19 protein-coding genes are annotated in these 20424 nt (G+C 61.0%); 1 reads left to right on the top strand and 18 read right to left on the bottom strand.

Going from position 1 to position 20424, the window contains the following annotated elements:
- Positions 1–46: 46 nt before the first annotated feature.
- The 11 genes from B4393_RS09500 to B4393_RS09450 all read right to left on the bottom strand — a co-directional run bounded on the left by B4393_RS09500 (position 47) and on the right by B4393_RS09450 (position 10904).
- On the bottom strand, positions 47–238 hold the full coding sequence (locus tag B4393_RS09500; RefSeq protein ID WP_078333893.1) for a ferredoxin: 192 nt from the start codon (positions 236–238) through the stop codon (positions 47–49).
- Complete coding sequence (locus B4393_RS09495) at positions 238–1638, bottom strand: aldehyde dehydrogenase family protein (RefSeq protein WP_078333892.1); 1401 nt, start codon at positions 1636–1638, stop codon at positions 238–240. The genes B4393_RS09500 and B4393_RS09495 overlap by 1 nt, the downstream gene beginning before the upstream one ends.
- A gap of 9 nt (positions 1639–1647) precedes the next feature.
- On the bottom strand, positions 1648–2439 hold the full coding sequence (locus tag B4393_RS09490; RefSeq protein ID WP_078333891.1) for a coniferyl-alcohol dehydrogenase: 792 nt from the start codon (positions 2437–2439) through the stop codon (positions 1648–1650).
- A gap of 11 nt (positions 2440–2450) precedes the next feature.
- Entirely contained in the window at positions 2451–3710 is a 1260-nt protein-coding gene (locus tag B4393_RS09485; RefSeq protein WP_078333890.1) for a cytochrome P450, read from the bottom strand.
- Positions 3707–5245 (bottom strand): acyl-CoA synthetase, encoded by a 1539-nt coding sequence (locus B4393_RS09480; RefSeq protein WP_078333889.1) that lies wholly within the window; start codon positions 5243–5245, stop codon positions 3707–3709. Before B4393_RS09480 ends, B4393_RS09485 begins: the two co-directional genes overlap by 4 nt.
- 3 nt (positions 5246–5248) lie before the next feature.
- Complete coding sequence (locus B4393_RS09475; protein WP_078334005.1) at positions 5249–5653, bottom strand: SCP2 sterol-binding domain-containing protein; 405 nt, start codon at positions 5651–5653, stop codon at positions 5249–5251.
- 271 nt (positions 5654–5924) lie between these two features.
- Positions 5925–6749: an HpcH/HpaI aldolase/citrate lyase family protein gene (locus tag B4393_RS09470; RefSeq protein WP_078333888.1), complete on the bottom strand. Its 825-nt coding sequence runs from the start codon at positions 6747–6749 to the stop codon at positions 5925–5927.
- Positions 6749–8050: a phytoene desaturase family protein gene (locus B4393_RS09465; RefSeq protein WP_078334004.1), complete on the bottom strand. Its 1302-nt coding sequence runs from the start codon at positions 8048–8050 to the stop codon at positions 6749–6751. Before B4393_RS09465 ends, B4393_RS09470 begins: the two co-directional genes overlap by 1 nt.
- A gap of 35 nt (positions 8051–8085) precedes the next feature.
- A complete protein-coding gene (locus B4393_RS09460) occupies positions 8086–9246 on the bottom strand; it encodes an acyl-CoA dehydrogenase family protein (RefSeq protein ID WP_078333887.1) in 1161 nt (386 codons plus the stop codon).
- Between the two features lie 4 nt (positions 9247–9250).
- Entirely contained in the window at positions 9251–10462 is a 1212-nt protein-coding gene (locus B4393_RS09455) for an enoyl-CoA hydratase-related protein (protein WP_078333886.1), read from the bottom strand.
- Complete coding sequence (locus tag B4393_RS09450; RefSeq protein WP_078333885.1) at positions 10452–10904, bottom strand: MaoC family dehydratase; 453 nt, start codon at positions 10902–10904, stop codon at positions 10452–10454. The genes B4393_RS09455 and B4393_RS09450 overlap by 11 nt, the downstream gene beginning before the upstream one ends.
- A gap of 179 nt (positions 10905–11083) precedes the next feature.
- Here B4393_RS09450 and B4393_RS09445 point away from each other — a divergent pair, with 179 nt between their 5' ends.
- A complete protein-coding gene (locus B4393_RS09445; protein ID WP_078333884.1) occupies positions 11084–12106 on the top strand; it encodes an MBL fold metallo-hydrolase in 1023 nt (340 codons plus the stop codon).
- On the opposite strand, the gene B4393_RS09440 is transcribed toward B4393_RS09445, so the two are convergent.
- The 7 genes from B4393_RS09440 to B4393_RS09410 all read right to left on the bottom strand — a co-directional run bounded on the left by B4393_RS09440 (position 12093) and on the right by B4393_RS09410 (position 20420).
- On the bottom strand, positions 12093–13826 hold the full coding sequence (locus B4393_RS09440; protein ID WP_109558266.1) for a class I adenylate-forming enzyme family protein: 1734 nt from the start codon (positions 13824–13826) through the stop codon (positions 12093–12095). The two genes, B4393_RS09445 and B4393_RS09440, sit on opposite strands and share 14 nt — an antisense overlap.
- The gene (locus B4393_RS09435; protein WP_078333883.1) at positions 13823–15460 is read right to left on the bottom strand and encodes a class I adenylate-forming enzyme family protein; all 1638 of its coding nucleotides are present in this window, start codon (positions 15458–15460) and stop codon (positions 13823–13825) included. The genes B4393_RS09440 and B4393_RS09435 overlap by 4 nt, the downstream gene beginning before the upstream one ends.
- A gap of 16 nt (positions 15461–15476) precedes the next feature.
- Positions 15477–16337: an SDR family oxidoreductase gene (locus B4393_RS09430; RefSeq protein ID WP_078333882.1), complete on the bottom strand. Its 861-nt coding sequence runs from the start codon at positions 16335–16337 to the stop codon at positions 15477–15479.
- 76 nt (positions 16338–16413) lie between these two features.
- Positions 16414–17619 (bottom strand): acetyl-CoA acetyltransferase, encoded by a 1206-nt coding sequence (locus tag B4393_RS09425; RefSeq protein ID WP_078333881.1) that lies wholly within the window; start codon positions 17617–17619, stop codon positions 16414–16416.
- A complete protein-coding gene (locus B4393_RS09420; protein ID WP_078333880.1) occupies positions 17609–18964 on the bottom strand; it encodes an OB-fold domain-containing protein in 1356 nt (451 codons plus the stop codon). The genes B4393_RS09425 and B4393_RS09420 overlap by 11 nt, the downstream gene beginning before the upstream one ends.
- Positions 18961–20169, bottom strand: coding sequence for an acetyl-CoA C-acetyltransferase (locus B4393_RS09415; RefSeq protein ID WP_078333879.1), 1209 nt, complete (start codon positions 20167–20169; stop codon positions 18961–18963). Before B4393_RS09415 ends, B4393_RS09420 begins: the two co-directional genes overlap by 4 nt.
- On the bottom strand, positions 20166–20420 hold the full coding sequence (locus B4393_RS09410; RefSeq protein ID WP_078333878.1) for a hypothetical protein: 255 nt from the start codon (positions 20418–20420) through the stop codon (positions 20166–20168). Before B4393_RS09410 ends, B4393_RS09415 begins: the two co-directional genes overlap by 4 nt.
- Positions 20421–20424 lie beyond the last annotated feature (4 nt).

The raw sequence follows: 20424 nt of genomic DNA, 5'->3' as shown, positions 1-20424 counted from the left end.
TAGGTGAAACAAACAGGGGGCTCGGGGCGATGAAGCGCCGTACAGCTCATTCCTCGATGGAAATAGCTCGAGCTGGGCAATTCGACTCGGCTTCAACGGCGGCCGCGTACTCACCATCTGCAGGGTCCTCGACGAGCACGTGAGATTGGCCGTCATCACCGATCTCGAACACCGCGGGTGCGGTCATCTCGCACAGGCCGATCCCCGAGCATTTAGTCCGGTCTACACGCACGCTCATCAGAGCAACCGCCTCATGATCGCTATCGCTCGGTTCGAATAGGGTGGGTACATAACTGCGGGATCCGGCTTGGTGTGTTTGGCCAGCACAGCACGGCGATGGCTCAGGGTCTCAAATCCCCAGCGGCCGTGGTAGGACCCCATCCCACTGGCTCCGACACCGCCAAACGGTAGCTGCGGGACCAAACAGTGCATAGCGACGTGATTGATGACTGCACCGCCCGACGGAATAGTGTCGATAAGTGCGCGGCCGGCGCGCTGACTTCCGGCGAATACATAGAGCGCCAGTGGCTTCGGTCTCGAATTAACGAATTGTGCTGCAGTCGTTGATGATTGAACACGGACGATGGGCAGTACCGGGCCGAATATCTCCTGCGTCATCACATCGTCGGTAGGCGCAGGGTCCGCGATTATGGTGGGCTCGATACTCAATCGCTCCTGATCCACACCACCGCCGTAAACCACGCTGCCGGAGGTCGTGCCGATTAGCTTCTGTAACCGCTCGAACTGTCTCCAGTTCACGATTCGCTGGGCCAAAATAGTTTCCCCCGAGCGGAAATCGGCGATCGTCGATACGACCTTCTCGATGAAGCTGTCGGCGACCTTGCTGTCGACCAGTACATAGTCCGGTGCAATGCAGGTCTGGCCTGAGTTGAGCAGCTTGACCCAGACAACTCGCCGGGCCGCGACATCGAGGTCCGCATCGGCAGTGATGATGACTGGACTCTTGCCGCCGAGCTCAAGGGTCACGGGTGTCAGCGTCGGCGCGGCGGCAGCCATGATCTTGCTTCCGACCTCAGTTCCGCCGGTGAACAAGATATGGTCGAACCCTTCAGAGATCAGGCTCTGAGTCACCCGCACATCACCCTCTACCACACGGATCGCCTCAGGATCCAGGTACTGCGGGATGAGCCTGGCCAGCAGGGCGGATGTCGCGGGGGCATATTCCGACGGCTTGATCACAGCGCAGTTCCCCGCGGAAACTGCCGCTACCAACGGGCCCAGGCTCAAGTAGACGGGATAGTTCCACGGCCCGATCACCAACACTGCACCCAACGGGTCGTACTGTACCCAGCCGCGCCCCGGGAGCTGAGTAAGCGGGAGGGGTTGACGCCGACGACGCATCCACCGCTTGAGATGCTTTCGCGCGAAGGTCGCCTCACCCATGGTTGAGGCGATATCGCCCATCCACGCCTCGAATGAATTGCGCCCAAGATCGTGTTCCAAGGCCTGCGCGATTGCCGATTCCTCTTTCCGGCATAGGTTTTCAATGCCTTCGAGCTGGCGAATCCGCCATTCGAACGACCGGGTGCGCCCGGTGGCGAAGATGCGCCGCAGATCGCCCAACACTCCGCCGCCAGCCACCACATCATCGGACTTAATCGGGAAATGGGTAGTCACTGATTCTCCTCAGAAGTCCGGGGTAGGCACAACGCCTGTCGCCACAGCGCCGGTGATGCCGCCATCCACCGCGATCGCTTGGCCGTTGATCCAGCGTGCGGCATCGGAGGCCAGGAACAGGACAGCTTCAGCGATGTCATCCGGATTGGCATGACGGCCAAGCAGTTCCTTGAGCCCGTCCAGCGTTTCTTTGCCCATTGACTCTTCGAAGTCCGCCAAGATCGGTGTCTCCACCGGGCCCGGAAGCACTGCATTGATGCGCAGACCCATTTGCGACATGGCCAAGCCCATCGACATGGTGTAGACGGTCGTGACCTCCTTAGAGAAGTTGTAGGCATTGCCATCCTGAGGATGGGTTTTGAACCACTGCGCGCCTTCTTCAAAGGTGTCGGTGGCAAGCAGGTCACGGATGCTCTCAAGCCTTTCGGCCCAACCGAATCCAGCGGTCGAGGACACGATGGTCACCGAGCCACCGGCGATGAGGCGTTCGAAGAATGCCTCGGTGAGGTGGCGTACCGCCAGGCTGTTCACGGCGAACACCAGGTCGGCGGGCGCGGTCCCCGGAATACCTGCCACGTTGATCAGGCCGTCGTACAGACCGACCAAGGATTCAAGGGCAGCGTCAATGCTGTGCGGGCTGGCCAGGTCAACCTCAATATGCTTGTTAACCAATGCTTTCGGGGTATTCCGGTCCAGGCTGGTTACATCGGCCCCAGCTACCAGCAGTTGCTTTGCGACTGCTTGTCCGATGCCTGAGGCCGCGCCGGTGACCACATAGCGTTTCCCGGTGAATTCGAACATGAACGCTCCGATCAGGTGAGGGTGTAGGGCAGCGATTTCACGGCCCTAACGAAGTTGCTTGTCATGTAGGTTGGTTCGCCGACGCGCAGCGTCGGTGCCCGGAAGATCAACTGCCGGTACAGCGCCTCGAGTTGCATTCTGGCCAAGAAGGCGCCCATGCAGTAGTGCGGGCCGCCGCCGCCGAATGCGACATGCGGGTTGGGAGTGCGCGTGATGTCGAAAACGTTGGGGTTATCGAAGACGCGCTCGTCGCGATTGCCTGAGCCGTACATCATCACGACCCAGTCACCCTTTTTGATCTCCACGCCCTTGATCTCTGTGTCCTGAGTGGCGGTGCGCCGGAAGGTTGAGATGGGACTCGACCAGCGGACGAACTCGTCCATGGCGACCTTGATCCGCCCGTCGAAGTCTTGCTCGAGCAGGGCGCGCTGTTGGGGAAACTGCTGAAATGCCATGGTAGTGAAGGACACAGTGTTGCGCGTCGTGTCGTTGCCGGCCACCGACAACAGCACGAAGAAGGCCGCGATCTCCTCGTCGGTGAGCCTGCGACCGTCGATCTCGGCTTCAACCAGCAGACTGGCGATATCGCCTTGGGGACGCGCCCGGCGCTCCTCCGTCAGCTCAAGGCTCAGCTCGAGCAGGCCGACCAGAGTGTCGATCAGTACTTCGCCGGGCTCGCGGCCGGCGGCCACGTCGGCGTCGTTCCACCCCATGATGGCATCGGCCAGGTGCGCACCATTCTCGCGCTTTTCTGGTGCCAGTCCGATCATCTCGTAGATCGTCCACATGGGCAGTCGTTTGGAAACCTGCTCGACGAAGTCGCCTTCTTTGGTTTTGAGCAGGTCGTCCACGATCGCGACCGCTTGATTCTCGATCTGATCTTTGATCTTGGCGATCTGCCGTGGAGTGAAGACCGAGCTGATCAGCCGACGCGTGCTGGAGTGCTCTGCACCATCCATCGCCAGGAAGGACATGACTGCCTCCAAGACATCTTCAGGTAGCGCCTCGATCATGACACCTTGCCCCGAGCAGAACAGCTCTGGGTTCTTACTCACGTAGGCGATGTCCTCATGGCGAGTGACCGCCCACACACCGTCCACCTCGGGGGCGATCAATGCGCCCTCGATCGGCGGATGCCAGCTGACGGGCCGCTCATCACGCAGAATTTTGAACGAGACCTCCCGCTCCTCGTTGGTCATCTCCCAAAAGCTCAGTGGTGAGATGCTCACGGGATCGAATGTTCTTCCAAGAGCTTGTGCTTGAACCGTCATGTTCCTGCCTCCGCGTAGCGTTGCAATAGTTTTCCCTTGGCCAGCTTGCCGGTAGCAAGCCGGGGAAGTTCATCAACGAAATCGACCGACCGCGGCGCCTTGTAGCGCGCAATGCGTTCGCGCACATAGTCGATCACCTCAGATGTGAGCTCATCCGATCCGACGAAACCGTCTCTGAGCTGAACAACGGCCTTGACTTGCTCGCCCATCTCAGGGTCGGGCACGCCGATTACGGCAACGTCGGCGATCTTTGGATGCAACGCAAGAACATTTTCGATCTCCTGCGGGTATATGTTCACTCCGCCAGAGATGATCATGAAGGCCTTGCGATCAGTGAGGAATAAGTATCCGTCGCCGTCGACATAGCCGATATCTCCAACGGTCGACCAGTTTCTATACCTCGGATGCCTTGCCTCGTTGGTCTTTTCAGGATCATTGTGGTATTCGAACGGCAGGATATCGCGTTCAAAGTAGACAGTGCCGACCTCGCCGTGGGGAAGCTCCGCGCCGTCGTCTCCACAGATATGGAGCACGCCGAGCACAGCCCTGCCAACCGAACCCCGCTTCGCCATCCATTGTTCGCTGCTGATCATGGTGACGCCGTGCTGTTCGGTGGCTCCGTAGTACTCCACCACGATCGGCCCCCACCAGGTGATCATGGCTTCCTTGACGTCCTGGGGACATGGAGCAGCAGCGTGCACCGCAAGACGCAAAGACGAAGTGTCGAATGCCTGCCGCAGCCCCTCGGCCTGCTGCAGCATCCGGATAAACATCGTGGGCACCATTTGGGTGACGGTGATTCGGTAGTTCTCGATCGCGGCCAAAGCTTTGACCGGATCGAACTTCTCCATGAGCACCACGGTGCCACCTAGCGAGTGGACACCGCCGCACCACTTGAGCGGCGCCGTGTGATAGAGCGGAGCCGCAGACAAGTATCTATCGGCAGCGCAAATCCCAAATGCGTGTTGCAGCATGTTCACCAACGGATCGCCCGGCTGATCGACCTGCCAGTCGGGCAGCGGCGGCTTGATCCCCTTGGGGCGCCCCGTAGTTCCCGATGAGTAGAGCATCTCGGCGCCCCGGGGCTGGTCGGAAAGTGCGGCACCGGCGCCCTCTATCAACACTTCATACGGCTCGTGGCCAGCGATGTGACCGCCGAACGAATAACGGCTGCCGACAGCGGACGTAAGCGATCCAATCTTCTGTGCAAGCTCGCCAACTCCCGCGGAGGCAAACAGCACACGTGCACCGCTGTCGTTGACAATGTAGGCAGCCTCCTCCGCTGCCAGGTGCCAATTCACCGCAGTTATATACAAGCCTGACCGGATTGCCGCCCAATAGATCTCGAAGGCTTCAAGAGTGTTGTCCGAAAGCAATGCCACCACATCGCCCCTACGCAGCCCCATGTCGTGCAGTGCGGTCGCGATGGAGGTCGAACGGGACTCGAGCTCGCCATAGGTGAGGGTCCGCCCCGTGTCTGCCATGATCACGGCCGGCCGATCCGGCGCCGAGATCGCATAAAAACCAGGGAACATGAACTACACCAAGAGGTCGTCGCGACCGTCGGCCTTGAGACGCTCGATATAAGAGGGATAAAGCTTCTTGCCGAGCGGCGCCAGTTTGAGAAGGCTGGCGACATTACCCTCGACCTTGATCTTCTTCTTAGCCATCGCCAGCGGGAGATTGACCTTGCCTTGCCAGTAGGCACTACCGAGATCAGCGGTCATAGACATCGTCGCGCTGGGCGCCGATCCGCCGTCAAGCCCTTCTCGTACAGATTTGTTAGCCATATCAATCACCACCACCGCATCGGGCTCCGTGAAATCGAACGCCACAACCAGCCCCGTTCCGACCAGCTTGGGCCCAATCTCGGGATCGTCAAAAGCGGTCTCGAAGATCCCACCGATGTATCGGGCAACCTCGGCCGAGTCACTGAACCCCATCATGCTCCTTAATTTATTTTCTGTTCAAAACTACAACGAGTCCGCGGCCTGAACATTCATCACAGCCCCGTCCCGCTATGAGCATCGTCACACCCCGCTATCCATAAGTCAACTTATGGATAGCGGGGTGTGACGACCGACTTCCTGCATCTTGTCGGAACTAACCGTGGGCACTGGGCGCCACAACAGGTGACCGTTTGCTCATCCGCTCTTCACCCAGGCGCGTTCGGCGCTGCCCCGGAGAATCTAACTTTGACTTAAATATCATCTGTTACCTGCCGCAGGCCGAATGTTTTTCCAGTACTCGCACTGCGCGTTCGATGACGGGTTTGTCAACCATATGGCCATCAACGACAGACGCACCGTCGGCTGATGCCTCCATCACGCGACAAGCCCAAGTCAGGTCCTCCGAAGACGGGCTGAACTGTCGGTTCACAGCGGAAACCTGGCGTGGATGGATGCACAGCTTTCCGCCGAACCCCCACCGAGCCGCTCGGGCCGCATCGGAAACCAGCAGTGCCTCATCGTTCAGGGCGGTGGTGACGCCATCGAGAGGGGGCGCCTGTCTAGCAGCTGCCGCCGACATCACGAGCGCGCTTCGCGCGTACGCCAATGATTCATGCGCTTCGGGACTGATCCCGAGCTCGGCCGCGAGATCGATGCTGCCGAATGCCACCCTCGCCACACCGGCTGTCGCGCATATCTCTGGAGCGGCCAACACTCCCGCCGCCGTCTCGATGAGTGCGATCAACTCGGTCCCGGGCGGAAGCTGGGCTGACACTGTGGAGATATGTGACGAGCCTCGCGCCTTGGGCAGCATCACCGGACATCCGTAGGCAGCAACCAAGGAAATATCCTCCGTATGCCACCGGGTATCGCTGCCATTGACGCGCACAATCGCGTATTCGCCGGCGGCAAGCCAGCCTTTAGCCGCCTCGCGTGCAACATCTTTCGCGTGTGGAGCCACCGCGTCCTCAAGATCGATCACTATCGCGTCGGCACCACTGCCGGACGCCTTTGCATAGCGCTCAGGCCGATCTCCAGGCACGAACAGCAGACTGCGGGCCCAGTCCAGTCGACGCCTGACGCCCTTCATCACGACGCGGTTCTCGAGACGATCTTGTCCACCACAAGCTTAGCCGTCTCAGCACACGCGGTCGTGCCTCCGTTGGCGTACTCCTTGACACCGTCTCCCACATTCCACAGCCCCCGGAATGGGGTCTCGTGTGAGAGGTCGAACCCTGCGACAGCACGCTGCGGAGGCCAGTCATCGCGTGTGATCGCAATGTTGAGAATACGTGCGCGCGTGTCGAAGTCTCTGATGTTGTCGCGCAGATCGTCTAACAGGTAGCCCGTCTCCGTCGCCTCATCGAAACCTCCAATCGAAGGTTTGGGGACTGCCGTGCCGACGTACAGATGCCACCCCTGGGGAGCCATCTCCGGACAGAGATCGGTGAAATTGGCGATGTAGGCCAACCGGCGTGACTGCGCGAAGCTGAGCATCCCGGGCACATCGACGAGACGGTCACGACTTGCGAAATTCACCGAGATCATCGAGGTCGGCCGGTCGGCGTTCTTGACCAGAGCCTGATACTCGGCAGGCACGGTCTCCTCGCCAAGCAGGGACACCGTCGCGGCCGGCCCGACATCACTGATCACCAACGGACTGTTGATGCGAACGGTGCCACCGTCACGCGTGGCTTCGACACCGGTCACGGCATCGCCCTCCACGAGGATCTTGTCCACCGCTGCAGAAAGCCATATTTGGCCACCGCCCTCCTCCACGACCTCGGCGAGGGATCGCCACAGTCCGATCGTGCCCTCGGGGTGGAACCCAAACCGTTTGAAAGCACTCTTGCGAGTGAAGTAGGTGAGGAAGACACGCGCGGGCAGGTCCTCAGATCCCACGGCGAAGACCGACGCGCACATGTTGCGGAATACTCCGTGCACACCCTCGTTCTTCGTGTACTTCGACACCCATTCGGCCGTGGAAATCTCGTCCTCCGGCAACCCTGAATCGTTGCGTGCCGCACCAATTCCCTTGACCAACTTGGCTCCTTGCCGGGTGAGCCTGCTCAGCAGAAAGCCCCACCCGCCTCCCGTGACGTCGACATCCTTACCACCGATCCGGTAAAGAATTGGGGGCTTAGGCTCACGGATGTCGAACCGCGCACCAACCTCACGACAGGTCTGTTCGGTGATCCCGCCGACCTCGACGACGATTGCACCGTTGTTGACTTTGAAGCCGTCAACCTCGTCCGTGGATGCGCGGCCACCCACTTTGTCGAGTCGCTCGATGACAAGTGTGCGATACCCCTGCCGCGTCAAGCGCGCCGCGGTGAACAAGCCGCCCGCTCCCGCGCCAATCACGACTGCATCGAAATCCTGTTCAGTCACCATATCGATCCTCTTCCTGATGTCTTGTGGGGTACTCAGTAAGAACGAGGCAAGCCCAGCGACGTCTGGGCCACGTAATTCAGGACCATCTCCCGGCTCACCGGTGCGGTGCGCATAAGCCTTGTGACGAACCACAATTCCGATAGGCCGTACTCGTGGGACAGCCCGTTGCCGCCGTGCGTCTGGATGGCTTGGTCGAGTGCCACGAGCGCCGCCTCCGACGCGGCGAACTTGGCAATGTTGGCCGCCTCTCCGGCTGACAGACCCGTGTCGAACAGCTCGGCACTGTGTGCAGTGGCCAGACGGCCAAGCTCGACGGCGATGTGTGACTCGGCCAGGGGATGTGCGACGCCCTGGTGCGCGCCGATGGGTGTGGACCACACCACGCGCTGGCGCGCGTAATCGGATGCTCTGTCTATCGCGTAACGGCCTATCCCACCGCAGATTGCGCCCACCAGGATACGTTCGGGGTTCAGCCCATCGAACACCTGCCGCAATCCGTTGCCAGCCTGTCCAATCAAGGCGTCGTCGCCCAGCTCGACCTCGTCCAAGAAGACCGTGAACTGCTTGTCGGGTGAGACGATGGACGTTTCGATCTTCTGGTATGTCAGCCCACGAGAGTCTGTGGGCACCACAAACAGCGACAGTCGAGGTGCATCTGGTGTGGAGAGGTCGCCATCGCGCGCAACAACCAAGATCGCGTCGCACTGATCGACCGCGGATATGTAGTACTTCGAGCCGGTCAGTGCCCAGCCACTGCTGGTCTTGCGCGCCACTGTCTTGACATTGTGGCTGTTAGACCCGGCATCGGGTTCGGTCAGCCCGAAGGCCATCTTGCGGCTGCCTGCCGCTATATCCGGGAGCCACCGTTGTTTCATTTCTTCAGATGCATGGTGCAGCAGGATGTTTCCGCAAATCGCCGGCGATATGACCCAGATGAGGAGCGGGAACCCATGAGCTGCCAGCTCCTCAACAACAACGACGGCCTCCCTCATGCCGCCGCCCCCGCCGCCATATTCTTCAGGCAGATGGACGCCCAGCAGCCCCGCAGCACCGAGATCCTTCCACAGCTCCTCGATGCCTTCACCACTGTGGCTACGCTGTATGAAGTACTGCGCGCCATAACGATTGACGATTCCAGCGACGCTCTCCCGTATGGCGCGGTGCTCGTCGCCGTCTTGGATGAGGCTAGTCATGGGTCTACTGCCCTCCAAATGTAGGGATGGTCTTGTTGACAAAAGCCTGCATGGCACTCACCGCGTCCCTGCTGTCTCCGGTGAGTCTGACCCCGCGCGTCTCTGCCGCCAGCTGAGTGGGCAGGTCATTACGCCAGCTGTCTCTCAACAAAGACCGCATGACCCCATAGGCCACCGTGGGGCCGTTGGCTAGCTCGATTGCCAATTCTGTTGCACGGGACCGAAGGTCGTCTCCCGGGACAACCTCGTTGACCAGCCCCCACTCGTAGGCCTGCGTCGCGCTGATGGGTGTGTTACGCATATACGCCGCTGCGGCACGTCGAGGCCCGATCAGCCGCGGAAGATGCCAGGTCCCACCGCCATCGCCGGAGAGCCCGATTCCAGAGAACGCCGTCACAAATCTGGCGTCATCGGACGCCACCACGATGTCGGCCGCGTACACGTACCCCAATCCCCCACCGGCAACCGCCCCCTGCGCTGCGGTGACAATCGGCGCGTTGATGCGGCTCAAGATGTCAAACGCCTGATGGAATGGCGCCGTCATCTTCGCGGAGAGATTTCCAAGACCTTGCGCACTGTTGTCGAGAAAATATGCGATATCCCCGCCCACGGTGAGAGCCGGTCCGTTGCCACAGATGAGGACGGCACGAATGCTGTTGTCCGCGGCAACTCGACGCGCCACCTCCAGCGTCTCTTCCGCCATTCGCAGATCAATGGCGTTCCGCGCATCGGGCCGATTCAGGCACATCGTCGCCAGGCCAGAGTCAACCTGAAAATCAATGGTCTGCAGCCGATCTGGCCCATCCAACGCCGCACGCCAAGCCGCGGTGTCCGTCAGCTGATGAAGAGCGATGATTCGTTCGTCAGAAGCGAACTTCAGCACGTGGATGAACGCCGCGTCCAGGGGGTTTCCGCTGCCTCGGGCCGAACCACGGTAGGTGCCCGCAACCATGAGTCGGCCGTCGTCCATCAGCTGAAAATCCCCCGGCACCGCCCGTGCACTGAAGTGCCTGCCGATGCGCCACCACAGATTTTCGCACATGGCGTCGATACCGACATGGTCCCCGCCCATGTTCAACGGAAGACCTTCCGCAGCATGACCGGTGAAGCCGGGATGCAGCAGCCCCTGCAGTCCTTCACGGTCGCCGGCCGCCAACGTCCGGTAAAGGTCCCGAGCCACCGCGACCTTCGTCTCGCGCGACAGCTCAGCCGACATAGCGCACGATCGATTCGATCACAGCGGCGGGCTTTGGCGCACCTTCGATCTCGATGGTGGTGGCCAGGGTTGCCTGCACCGCAGAATCCAGACGGGCCACGTGCTCGATACGTGAGCGGGCGCGGAGTCGACCACCCACCGGAACCGGAGTGATGAAACGAACCTTGTTCAGCCCGTAATTGATTGCCATGGATGCCCCTTCCACGCGGTACAGCTCGTGCATGAATGTGGGCAGCAGCGACAGGGTCAGCAATCCGTGCGCGATGGTTCCCCCAAATGGCCCCTGCGCCGCGCGATCCGGGTCGACGTGTATCCATTGCTGGTCATCGGTCGCATCGGCAAAGCCATTGACCCTGTCCTGTGTGATCTGCTTCCAGCCCGTCGGCCCGAGCTCACGACCAGCGGCCTCCTCGAACTCACTGATACTGGGAAAGACCTCCATGCAAACGACTCCTCAGCTCGACGTAAGGACCTCGCCGCCAACCAGCAGCGATGAGGGGAAACTCCGTTTTGAACATATTTTCAATACTTCAGACAGGCCTTGAAGCACCACCAGTTAGGCATGCTAACCTAATTTTCTATTTTAAGTTTAATTTCGCATAGGGCTACGGGAGGCTGCCGATGGGAGCCCGGCCACTCTCAGGAGACACCGACGCTGCCCACCAGGTCTCCGAGCACGTGCGCAGAGTTCCGCTGCCGTTGCCGCTGCCCGGCCTCAGGGCCGTCAACGCCTATGTCATCACCGCACCGGACGGAATCACCCTCATCGACCCAGGGTGGGCGTATGAACCTTCGGAGACGGTGCTGCTGGCAGCGCTGCGCATGCTGGGCGCCACGCCTTCGGACGTGCGCAGGATCCTGGTCACCCATCAACACTGGGACCACTATTCCCTGGCCATCCAATGGCGCAACACGTTTGGCATAGAGCTGATGCTGGGCCAAGAGGAGCGCCACAGCATCGAGGCGTTCACTGCTCTGGAGGGCGTTCACCCGAACCAAGTCGCGCTGCTCGTTCGCGCCGGCGCGAGCCGACTGGCCGCGGACATCGAGGCACTACGTTGGGAACCCTACGAAGAGGGCGTTCCCTTTGAGCCGCCGGATCGATGGATCGACGACGGTGATCTGATCGATTGTGGAAGCACCACCATCCTTGCGCGGTCGACGCCCGGGCATACGCGCGGACACACCGTGTTTCAGGATTGTGCAGGAGCAGCCGTCTTCACCGGCGACCACCTACTGCCGCGCATCACACCTTCGATCGCCTTTGAACGTGCCCCCGAAGCCATGCCGCTGCAGTCATACATGTCGTCGCTGAGGCTGTTTCTTGACCTTCCGGATGCACAGATGCTTCCGGCACACGGGCCCACCACCGGCAGGACACGAAGTCGGGCGCAGGAATTGCTGGATCATCATCGTGAGCGGCTCGAATCCATAGCCACGATTGTCAGCGCCGAGCCATCATCCGCGTACGGAGTAGCCAAGCGAATGCGCTGGACCCGCCGGCGGAGACCGCTCGACGAGCTGGACGTGGTCCACCGCATGACGGCAGTCTTGGAAGTGCTCGCGCATCTGGATCTGCTTGCAGCTCAACGCAGCCTCACCGCTCACGAGACCGATGAGGGACAGGTGTTCACGCCTGCGTGACTTGTTTCGGGCTGGCTGCACTGAGAACTTCCACGAGACGGTACTTTTGGACCTTCCCGGTCGGCGTTGTCGGCAGATCCTCAGCGCGACAGAAGACCACTCGTTTAGGCACCTTGAAACGCGCCAGCCTGGCACGACATATCGCAAACACGTCCTCTTCGGTGATCACCGACCCGGGCGTGGGCACGACCACCACACAACCGATCTCACCCCAACGGTCATCACGCAGACCAACGGCGAACACCTGGCTGATGCCCTCGTGACCGGCCAGCATGTCCTCGATCTCCTTGGGCATGACCAACTCGCCACCACTTTTGTAGAGCTCCTTACTGCGGCCTGCCAGCTGCAGATAGCCGTCGGTGCGGATTCGCCCCAAGTCGCCCGAATGCAGCCACCCCTCCCGGATCGCGCGCTCAGTTTCTCCCACCTGATTCCAGTAACCCAGCATCGTGGTGGGCCCGGTGGACACCAATTCGCCTTCGGCTCCGGAGGGAACAGCACCGCCATCGTCCCGACTCACGACGCGGTAGGTGGTCAAAGCATCCGTGCCGGCAATACCGGCGGCACCGGCCAGTTTTGGACGTCCCACCGTCTCGGAGGTCAACTCAAGCGGATCCTCCGGCAGCGTCAGTGTCATCGCGCCCCCGCACTCGGTCATTCCGTATCCGGTGACGATCTCACTCACGCCAAGTTCTCGCTCTATCTGTTGCCACAGCCATACCGGCGCCGGAGCCGAGCCGCACAGGATTGCAGTCAAGGTGCTGAGGTCGTAGTTGGCCCGATTCGGGCTCTCCAGCAGCGCCACCGCCATCGTGGGAACGCAGAGAATATCTGTGGCGCAATGCTTCTCGATCCCTCGAAAGTATCCTTCGGCACTGAATGTCGGCTGCAGCACCACCGCACCCCCCACGTACATCACCGACAGCAGGCCTTCGACATACCCGAACATGTGGTAGCACGGCAACGAATAGAGAATCCGGCGGCCGTCCTCGTAGGCTCTGGTCAGTGCGGACGCGTACGCGGTGCGAAGCACGCCGTCATGGGAAACCAGCACACCTTTCGGGGAACCGGTGGTGCCTGACGTGTACAGCATGTCCCCCGGCCCATGCGGATTGAGCCTCGACGGCCGCACATCGTCATCGGTGCACTCGAGGTACGTCAGATCCGAGACCGACATCGTGCCCGGCCGCAACGGACGTCCGGTCCGCAACAGCACCACGTGACGCAAGGCCGGTGCTGCGCCGTCACCGTGCGCCCGATCAGCGAATCCCGGCTCATCCCAGCCCGGCGCAATGCTGTCGAGCATCGACTGGTAGTCGAGCCCGCCGTGCTCCGTCATCGCCACTAGGACGCTGCACCCTGAATCAGCAAGGACATGGGCCAGTTCCTCAGTGCGATACAGGTAATTGAACGGCACCGCTACGGCGCCCGTTCGGGCTATCGCGAACTTGACCGTGACAAACTCGGGATAGTTGGCCATGAGTATGCCCACACGGTCGCCCGGGCATACTCCCAGGGTTCTCAGCCCTGCCGCGAGCCAACAAGACTGATCCGCGACGTCACGGTAGGTCATGGTCACGTCATCAGTGATCACGAATGGATTCTGCCCAAAAGCGGTCACACACGAATCAAGCCAGTCCGACAGTGTGTAAGGACGCCATATCGGGAAGCGATCGCGCAGAGCCTGCCGTCGAACATCAATATCGTTGCCGATAGTCATAATTCGGGCAGGTCCCCGTTCACGATGGCATCACGTATTGCGAACCGTTGCACTTTCCCCGTCTGGGTGACCGGAAAACTCTCTGCCACAAACCACCGTTGGGGGACCTTGAACGGAGACAAGCTTGCACGGGCATGCTCCACAAGGCTGTCCTTCAGACCATTCAACGGGCCGTCGGTCACTCGACAGGCCACCACGGCAATTTCACCGAGGCGCTTGTCCGGCAATCCCACCGCAATCACGTCAGCAACGCGATCATGTTGGCTAACAACACTTTCAATATCAGCCGGAGCGATATTCTCGCCACCGCGAATGATCAGCTCTTTGAGTCTGCCCACAACGGTGAGGAATCCACGAGCGTCCATGGCCCCCAGGTCGCCGGTCCGGACAAACCCGTCAGGGTCGCGTGCTCGCGCGCTGGCCGCGGGGTCGTGCAGATACTCGACAAGCTGTTGATACCCACGCACGCAAATCTCCCCCACCTGATCCACCGCGAGCACCTCACCAGTGGCCGGGTCGACTATCTTGCAATCCACATGGGGCAGTGGACGACCGACGGAGAACAGCTGATCGTGGCGAGCATCGGTCGGTCGCGTTGCGGTCACCACCGAGGCCAGCTCCGTCTGCCCATAGACGTTGACCACATTGGCGTTGAACGTCGACGCTGCGCCGTCTATGAGATCTGGGGACACTGTCGAGGCGCCGCCTAACATGATGCGCGGGCTGGGTGGCTCATGCCCACTGGCGCGCTGATGCATCAGCAGCGCATCAAGCACTGCGGGCACATAGAACAGCACCTCGGCACTCTCAACGCGAAGTGTCATCAGCAACGCCGCGGGCTCGAAACGCTCGCAGATCACCGCAGTTCCACCCAGCCACAGCGGGCCGAGCGTAGCAATCACACACCCCGCGGTATGAAACAGCGGCAACGGATTCACACATACCGCACCCTCTTGCACGCCAACGGCTTCCATCGTGAACTTCGCGACGTTGACCAACGCCCGATGGGTGAGCAGGACAGCCTTCGGACGCCCCGATGTGCCGGAGGTGTATTGGAGCATGGCCGGAAGCTGCGAGTTCTTTGGTGCGCGCCGCACCACCTCAGGGTCTGCAGTCATCGATCGCCACTTGTCGTTGTCTGAGAGCGAAACACGGAGCACTCCGGGAATACCCGCGCAGACACGCGTGGCAACCTCGGCCATGTTGTAGTCGCGACGGGTGTCGGCGTGCAGCAGCAGCGCGGCCTTGCAGTGTCGCAAGGCGTAGTCGAGCTCGGATTCGCGCAGGACGGGGTTCAACGCGACAAGGACGACGCCCGCCAAAGCCGCTCCGTACTGAATGATCGTCCACTCGACTACATTGGGCGCCCACAGTGCCACGAAGTCCCCGGGTTCGACCAGCCATGTCAAAGCAGTTGCGACTCTCAATGCCTCGTCAAGCAGCTCACCATAGGTGAGACGTGTAAGAGCACCATCGTCATGGCGAATGCCGACAACCGCCTCCCGGTTGGGGCCCTCGACTGCCCTGAGGGTGAGCAGATCTCCCACCGTGCAGGCGATGAGGGGCACGCTGCGGTCAGCCGACCAATATGACTCGGTGAGCCGACACTCATGGGCTGACGGAAGGAGACTCATTTACCGCGCTCCCTCATCACACTGGATTGGTACCGAGCTTCGCGTCGGACATATCGCTGATTGTCGACCACTGCGCGGCGATCTCCGCGAGATCCGGCGGCGATGAAAACGTCACTCCTGGGCTCTGGAACTGCGCAACTCGTTGAACCAGTCCACCACCTACGACGAAAACGGATGCTGTGTCCTGATTTTCATCTGATAACAGATAGCCCACCGCTGGCGCCACGAGCGCAGGATCAAGCTTGTCCAAGAGCTCTTGAGGCGCTATGTCCTCGGTCATGCGGGTCGCCGCCAGTGGCGCCACCGCATTAGCGGTGATGCCGTACTTAGCGCCTTCGATGGCCAAGGTGTTGATAAGACCCACCAAGCCTGCTTTGGCTGCGCCGTAGTTCGCCTGGCCAAAGTTCCCATACAAACCGCTCGTTGAGGTCGCCACAACAATGCGGCCGAATCCCTGTTCCCGCATGTGCGGCCAAGCGGCTCTGATGACGTGGTAGCCGCCGTAGAGATGCACCTTGAGAACTGCCTCCCAGTTCTCGTCGGTCATCTTGTGGAATGCACCGTCACGCAAGATTCCGGCATTACTGACCACCGCGTGCACGGCACCGAATTCCGACAGCGCCGTGTCGATAATCGCTTGAGCACCTTCGGCTTCAGCCACCGACGAATAGTTGGCCACAGCCTGTCCGCCCTGGCTGCGAATCTCCTCGACCACGGCATCGGCCATGGTGGTGCCCGCCCCGACCCCGTTACGGGCACCACCAAGGTCATTCACCACTACAAGCGCGCCATGAGCGGCCAGAAACCGTGCATAGGCCCGGCCCAGGCCACCCCCGGCCCCGGTGACAATGACGACTCTATCCTGCACTCCGGACACCTAAACTCCTCTGAATAGTAAAACTGGGCAACATATTTGGCCGAAATTACCGGCGCCACAACAACAGCCAGCTGTTCTAGGACCGATTGCGTCCCGGTGTACGGGAGAGCACCGAAACAAAGGACACGCAGCCGCCCGGACGGCCACCGAGGTTGTGGGTGAGCGCCGTGTGCGGGTCAGACAACTGCCGAGCTCCAGCTTCACCACGGAACTGCAACCAGACTTCGTACAACATCCTCAGACCGCTAGCCCCTACTGGGTGGCCGAACGACTTGAGCCCGCCATCAGGGTTCACGGGCAATCTGCCGTTCGCATCGAACTCGCCACCCAAAACGTCTTTCCACGCATGGCCGGCATCAGAAAAGCCCAAGTCCTCCATCAAGACAATTTCTGTGGGCGTGAAGCAGTCGTGTACCTCGGCCAACGAGAGCTGTTCCGCGGGACGGTCAATGCCGGCCTGCGCGTAGGCATCCTTGGCCGCTTTTACCACCTCGGGAAATGTTGTGAAGTCGTAGTGCGGGTCCATCGATCCGCGCGCGGAACCGGATACCAGAGAAAGCGCTTCGACATACACGGGAGTATCCGTGTATTCGTGGGCTCGATCCGCGGGCACGATCAACGCACACGCGGCACCGTCGGAGACCCCCGAGCAGTCAAAGACCCCCAGGCGTCCGGCGACTTTCGCGGCCTTATCGATGGTTTCCCGCGCCACTGGCGAGCGAAACTGGGCCTTGGGATTTCTCGTGCCATTGTCATGGTTCTTCCACGCGACATGCGTCATGGCGGCCCGCATCTCATCGGGATGCACTCCGTGCCGCGCGCAATAGGCGGGATCGAGAAGCGAGAAGGCAGCCGGAGCGGTCATCGAGATCTCCGGCGCCGTCCCGTCGCCGGGCGGGTCTTGCCTGAGCAGCCCCGAATAGCCGGAATCTTTGAGCTTCTCCACGCCAACAGCCATTACGAGGTCGTACGCACCCGCTGCCACCGCGTAGCACGCGTTGCGGAAAGCCTCGGACCCCGTTGCGCAGAAATTTTCGACTCGGGTGACGGGTTTATCATCACTCCCGATGGCACGGCTCAGCGGCAGCCCTCCCAGCCCGGAACTCAGGGTTCCCAGCCAATACGCATCCACGTCATCCTTGGCGATCCCTTGCACAGAGCCAAGGCACTCGCGATATGCCTCCAAGATCAGATCTTCGGTAGAGGCATCCCACCTCTCGCCAAAGTGGCTGCATCCCATAGCAACAACAGCCACCTTGCCGCTGATTCCCTTACTGGCCACGATGTTGTACTGCCTTCCAGAAGTAGTCATGAATACCGCCAACTGTGAAAAGGCGCCGGAAAGCAAAGTTCACGCGGGTGCCCACTTCAAGCTCGGAGGTCTGCGCATCGGCCAACTCAAGGGTGCACCGTCCGCCGCCGTCGACATCGATCACCACCTGCACCATGGGCGGTGATGGAGAGAAGGCCAGCCGGTCCACGGTATAGGTCACCACCGTGCCACTCAGATACGCGGCGGGTGCTGCGCTCATCTCATCCGAAGAACCACACGCGCGGCACACCTGAACTGGTGGCAAATGTGCGAAACCACATACTCGACAACGTGATCCAGAAAGGCCAAACTTCCACCCCCGGCTGCGCGCGGCAGGCGGTGCCGCCGCGCGGTCGGGCTCAGGACGTCTTGGCGGCTCCGTCGCCACTAGGTTCCGTGAGGACAGGTACGTCAAATATGGCAACACCAGTCCATCGGCACGCTGATCGGACAACGGCACCGGTTGGCGGGTCGCGGGCAAGCGATCGGTCGCCCGCAGCACGACCGCGTCGCATCCGTCGGTTGCCGACAGCACCAAAATCGTGTCCCCCGGTTGTGCGACGTCGAGCGCGCCACACAACCCGATAAGCGCATCGGACGAACCGCTGAAGCCGATCTGCGAGGTGACGACGGACTTCTGCCCCTTCACCAGGGTTGCCGCACGCTTCATCACCGCGGTGTTGGGGCAGGCGATCACCACGTGATCGGCATCGCCGACACCGGCGGCAGCCAATGCACCTTCTGCAGCTGCTCGGATCAGGGGGGCGTATCGCTCGAAACCAAAACGTTCCTCCCATTGCGCTCCGACAGATGCGTACGGATCACGCCACCGATCCAGGAACTCTTCGGTAACCGAATGCGAAGCAAGGTACTCCGCAATCGGGTCGCCTACGCCGAACAGCAATGCCGCAGCGCCATCACCGCCCAGCTTCTCGTCGGCCGAACCCGGCCTGCCGACCCGCACATCGGCCGCGACAGCCAATCCGCCATCCCTTGCGGCCGCTGCCAACGCGGCAAAAGCGCTGCGTCCGGTGCCACACAGATCGGCGACAAAAGCGGTGGCCGGCAGACCTAACGCCGCATGAACGGCTGTGGCATTTGTCTTGTCGGCGTATGCCGGTGTGCTGGTCGCGAAATAGACCGCCGCGGGTGTTACCCCTTGCGGCAGTGCCGCCATCGCAGCCGCGACCGCCATCGTGGTGGAATCCTCATCATAGGCGGCAATTACGCGATCGCCCCGACGCAATCCAATGTCGACACCACTCAACCGATAACGAGGCAGGTAACTCGCATAGGAAAGCAAGCCCACGCTCATGACACTCCTCGGAATACTGCAGCCAAGCCCTGACCGCCTCCGATGCACATCGTCTCCAATGCGAGACCTCCTCGGCGGCGACCTAACTCGTGCAGCATCGTCGTAAGAATCCGCACTCCGGTAGCCCCTATCGGATGGCCGAGCGAGATACCGGATCCATTCACATTCAAGCGGTCTTCGACGTCGTCGAGCTTGAGCCCCCACCCGGACAGCACAGCCAGTACTTGAACGGCGAATGCTTCGTTGATCTCGATCAGATCGAAGTCATCGAAGGTGAGTTTGGTTCTTCGGAGCAGTTTTTCGGCAGCTCCCACCGGGCCGATACCCATGCGCGAAGGTTCGCAGCCGACCGCCGCCCATCCTTCGAGATACCCCATGGGCTCCAGCCCAAGCGCCTCAAGACGATCCTCCGCGACAACTAGGCAGGCGGCCGCCGCATCATTCTGCTGACTCGAATTGCCCGCGGTGACAGTGCCTTCCGGTGAAATCGTACGAAGTTTCGCCAGGCTTTCGGCGGTGGTATCCGGCCGAATGCCTTCATCGGCATCGACAAGGATGGGATCACCGCGGTGCTGCGGCACTTCGATGGGCACAATTTCTCGATTGAACACACCAGCGGCCTGGGCGGTAGCGGCACACCGGTGACTGCGGGCCGCGAAGTCATCGGCGGCGTCCCTCTCGATACCGTAATCGGCGGCCAGATTCTCGGCGGTCTCTATCATTCCGCTGATCGCACCGAAACGCCAAATCGGTTGAGAAAGCTCACGACCACGCTCCAGACGGTCGAAGAGAGTCTGGTTGCCCGCACGCGAACCCCATCGCGCAGACGTCGTGTAATACTCGATATTGCTCATGGATTCGACACCGCCGGCGAGCACAACGTCGGCAGCACCGGTCTGGACGGTCATTGCCGCCGTGATCAGCGCCTGCAGTCCCCCACCGCAGCGACGGTCGGTTTGCAATCCTGGCACGCTGATAGGTAGCCCGGCATGCAGTGCGGCCCACCTGCCGATGCACGGCGCTTCGGAGTTTGCGTAAGACTGGGCGAAGACGACATCCTCAATCAACTCAGGATCGATACCGCTCGATGTGACAACTGCTTTGATGATGTGCGCGGCAAGGTCCTCGGCCCTCAGCGGCCGCAGGCTGCCTCCGAAGGCACCCACCGGGGTGCGCAGAGGTGAGACGATTGCGGCGCGTCTCATGCTTCTCCTCGCCATCTGTGCGCCGACGGGTCGAGTAAGCTGTCCAAGCCCGAGTCGGGAAGCCAGATGATCGTCTCCAATTCAAGCGCATCGAGAAACCGCACACGCCCGGTCCTGAGGTCCTCTAGCCGTAGGCGCGGTGAGTTTCCGCAGCCATCGACACTCACCGCCACTTCGGCGAACTCACTGCCTACGACGGGACCGATACCGGGAATGGATACCGGCCCCTTGCTGTCGAATTCGATTCCCATTGAT

Origin of the sequence: Mycobacteroides franklinii, assembly GCF_002013895.1 — a bacterium.
Lineage (GTDB): Bacteria > Actinomycetota > Actinomycetes > Mycobacteriales > Mycobacteriaceae > Mycobacterium > Mycobacterium franklinii.
Note: the sequence above shows the minus strand (reverse complement) of the source record. Positions and strands in the feature narration are given on the sequence as shown.

Excerpts from the sequence above, each read along its gene's own strand:
- B4393_RS09455 (WP_078333886.1), bottom strand. The coding sequence starts at position 10,462 with ATGTCGGCTGAGCTGTCGCGCGAGACGAAGGTCGCGGTGGCTCGGGAC.
- B4393_RS09460 (WP_078333887.1), bottom strand. The coding sequence starts at position 9,246 with ATGACTAGCCTCATCCAAGACGGCGACGAGCACCGCGCCATACGGGAG.
- B4393_RS09445 (WP_078333884.1), top strand. The coding sequence starts at position 11,084 with ATGGGAGCCCGGCCACTCTCAGGAGACACCGACGCTGCCCACCAGGTC.
- B4393_RS09420 (WP_078333880.1), bottom strand. The coding sequence starts at position 18,964 with ATGAGCGTGGGCTTGCTTTCCTATGCGAGTTACCTGCCTCGTTATCGG.
- B4393_RS09435 (WP_078333883.1), bottom strand. The coding sequence starts at position 15,460 with ATGAGTCTCCTTCCGTCAGCCCATGAGTGTCGGCTCACCGAGTCATAT.
- B4393_RS09500 (WP_078333893.1), bottom strand. The coding sequence starts at position 238 with ATGAGCGTGCGTGTAGACCGGACTAAATGCTCGGGGATCGGCCTGTGC.
- B4393_RS09485 (WP_078333890.1), bottom strand. The coding sequence starts at position 3,710 with ATGACGGTTCAAGCACAAGCTCTTGGAAGAACATTCGATCCCGTGAGC.
- B4393_RS09475 (WP_078334005.1), bottom strand. The coding sequence starts at position 5,653 with ATGGGGTTCAGTGACTCGGCCGAGGTTGCCCGATACATCGGTGGGATC.
- B4393_RS09415 (WP_078333879.1), bottom strand. The coding sequence starts at position 20,169 with ATGAGACGCGCCGCAATCGTCTCACCTCTGCGCACCCCGGTGGGTGCC.
- B4393_RS09480 (WP_078333889.1), bottom strand. The coding sequence starts at position 5,245 with ATGTTCCCTGGTTTTTATGCGATCTCGGCGCCGGATCGGCCGGCCGTG.
- B4393_RS09470 (WP_078333888.1), bottom strand. The coding sequence starts at position 6,749 with ATGAAGGGCGTCAGGCGTCGACTGGACTGGGCCCGCAGTCTGCTGTTC.
- B4393_RS09410 (WP_078333878.1), bottom strand. The coding sequence starts at position 20,420 with ATGGGAATCGAATTCGACAGCAAGGGGCCGGTATCCATTCCCGGTATC.
- B4393_RS09440 (WP_109558266.1), bottom strand. The coding sequence starts at position 13,826 with ATGACTATCGGCAACGATATTGATGTTCGACGGCAGGCTCTGCGCGAT.
- B4393_RS09450 (WP_078333885.1), bottom strand. The coding sequence starts at position 10,904 with ATGGAGGTCTTTCCCAGTATCAGTGAGTTCGAGGAGGCCGCTGGTCGT.
- B4393_RS09490 (WP_078333891.1), bottom strand. The coding sequence starts at position 2,439 with ATGTTCGAATTCACCGGGAAACGCTATGTGGTCACCGGCGCGGCCTCA.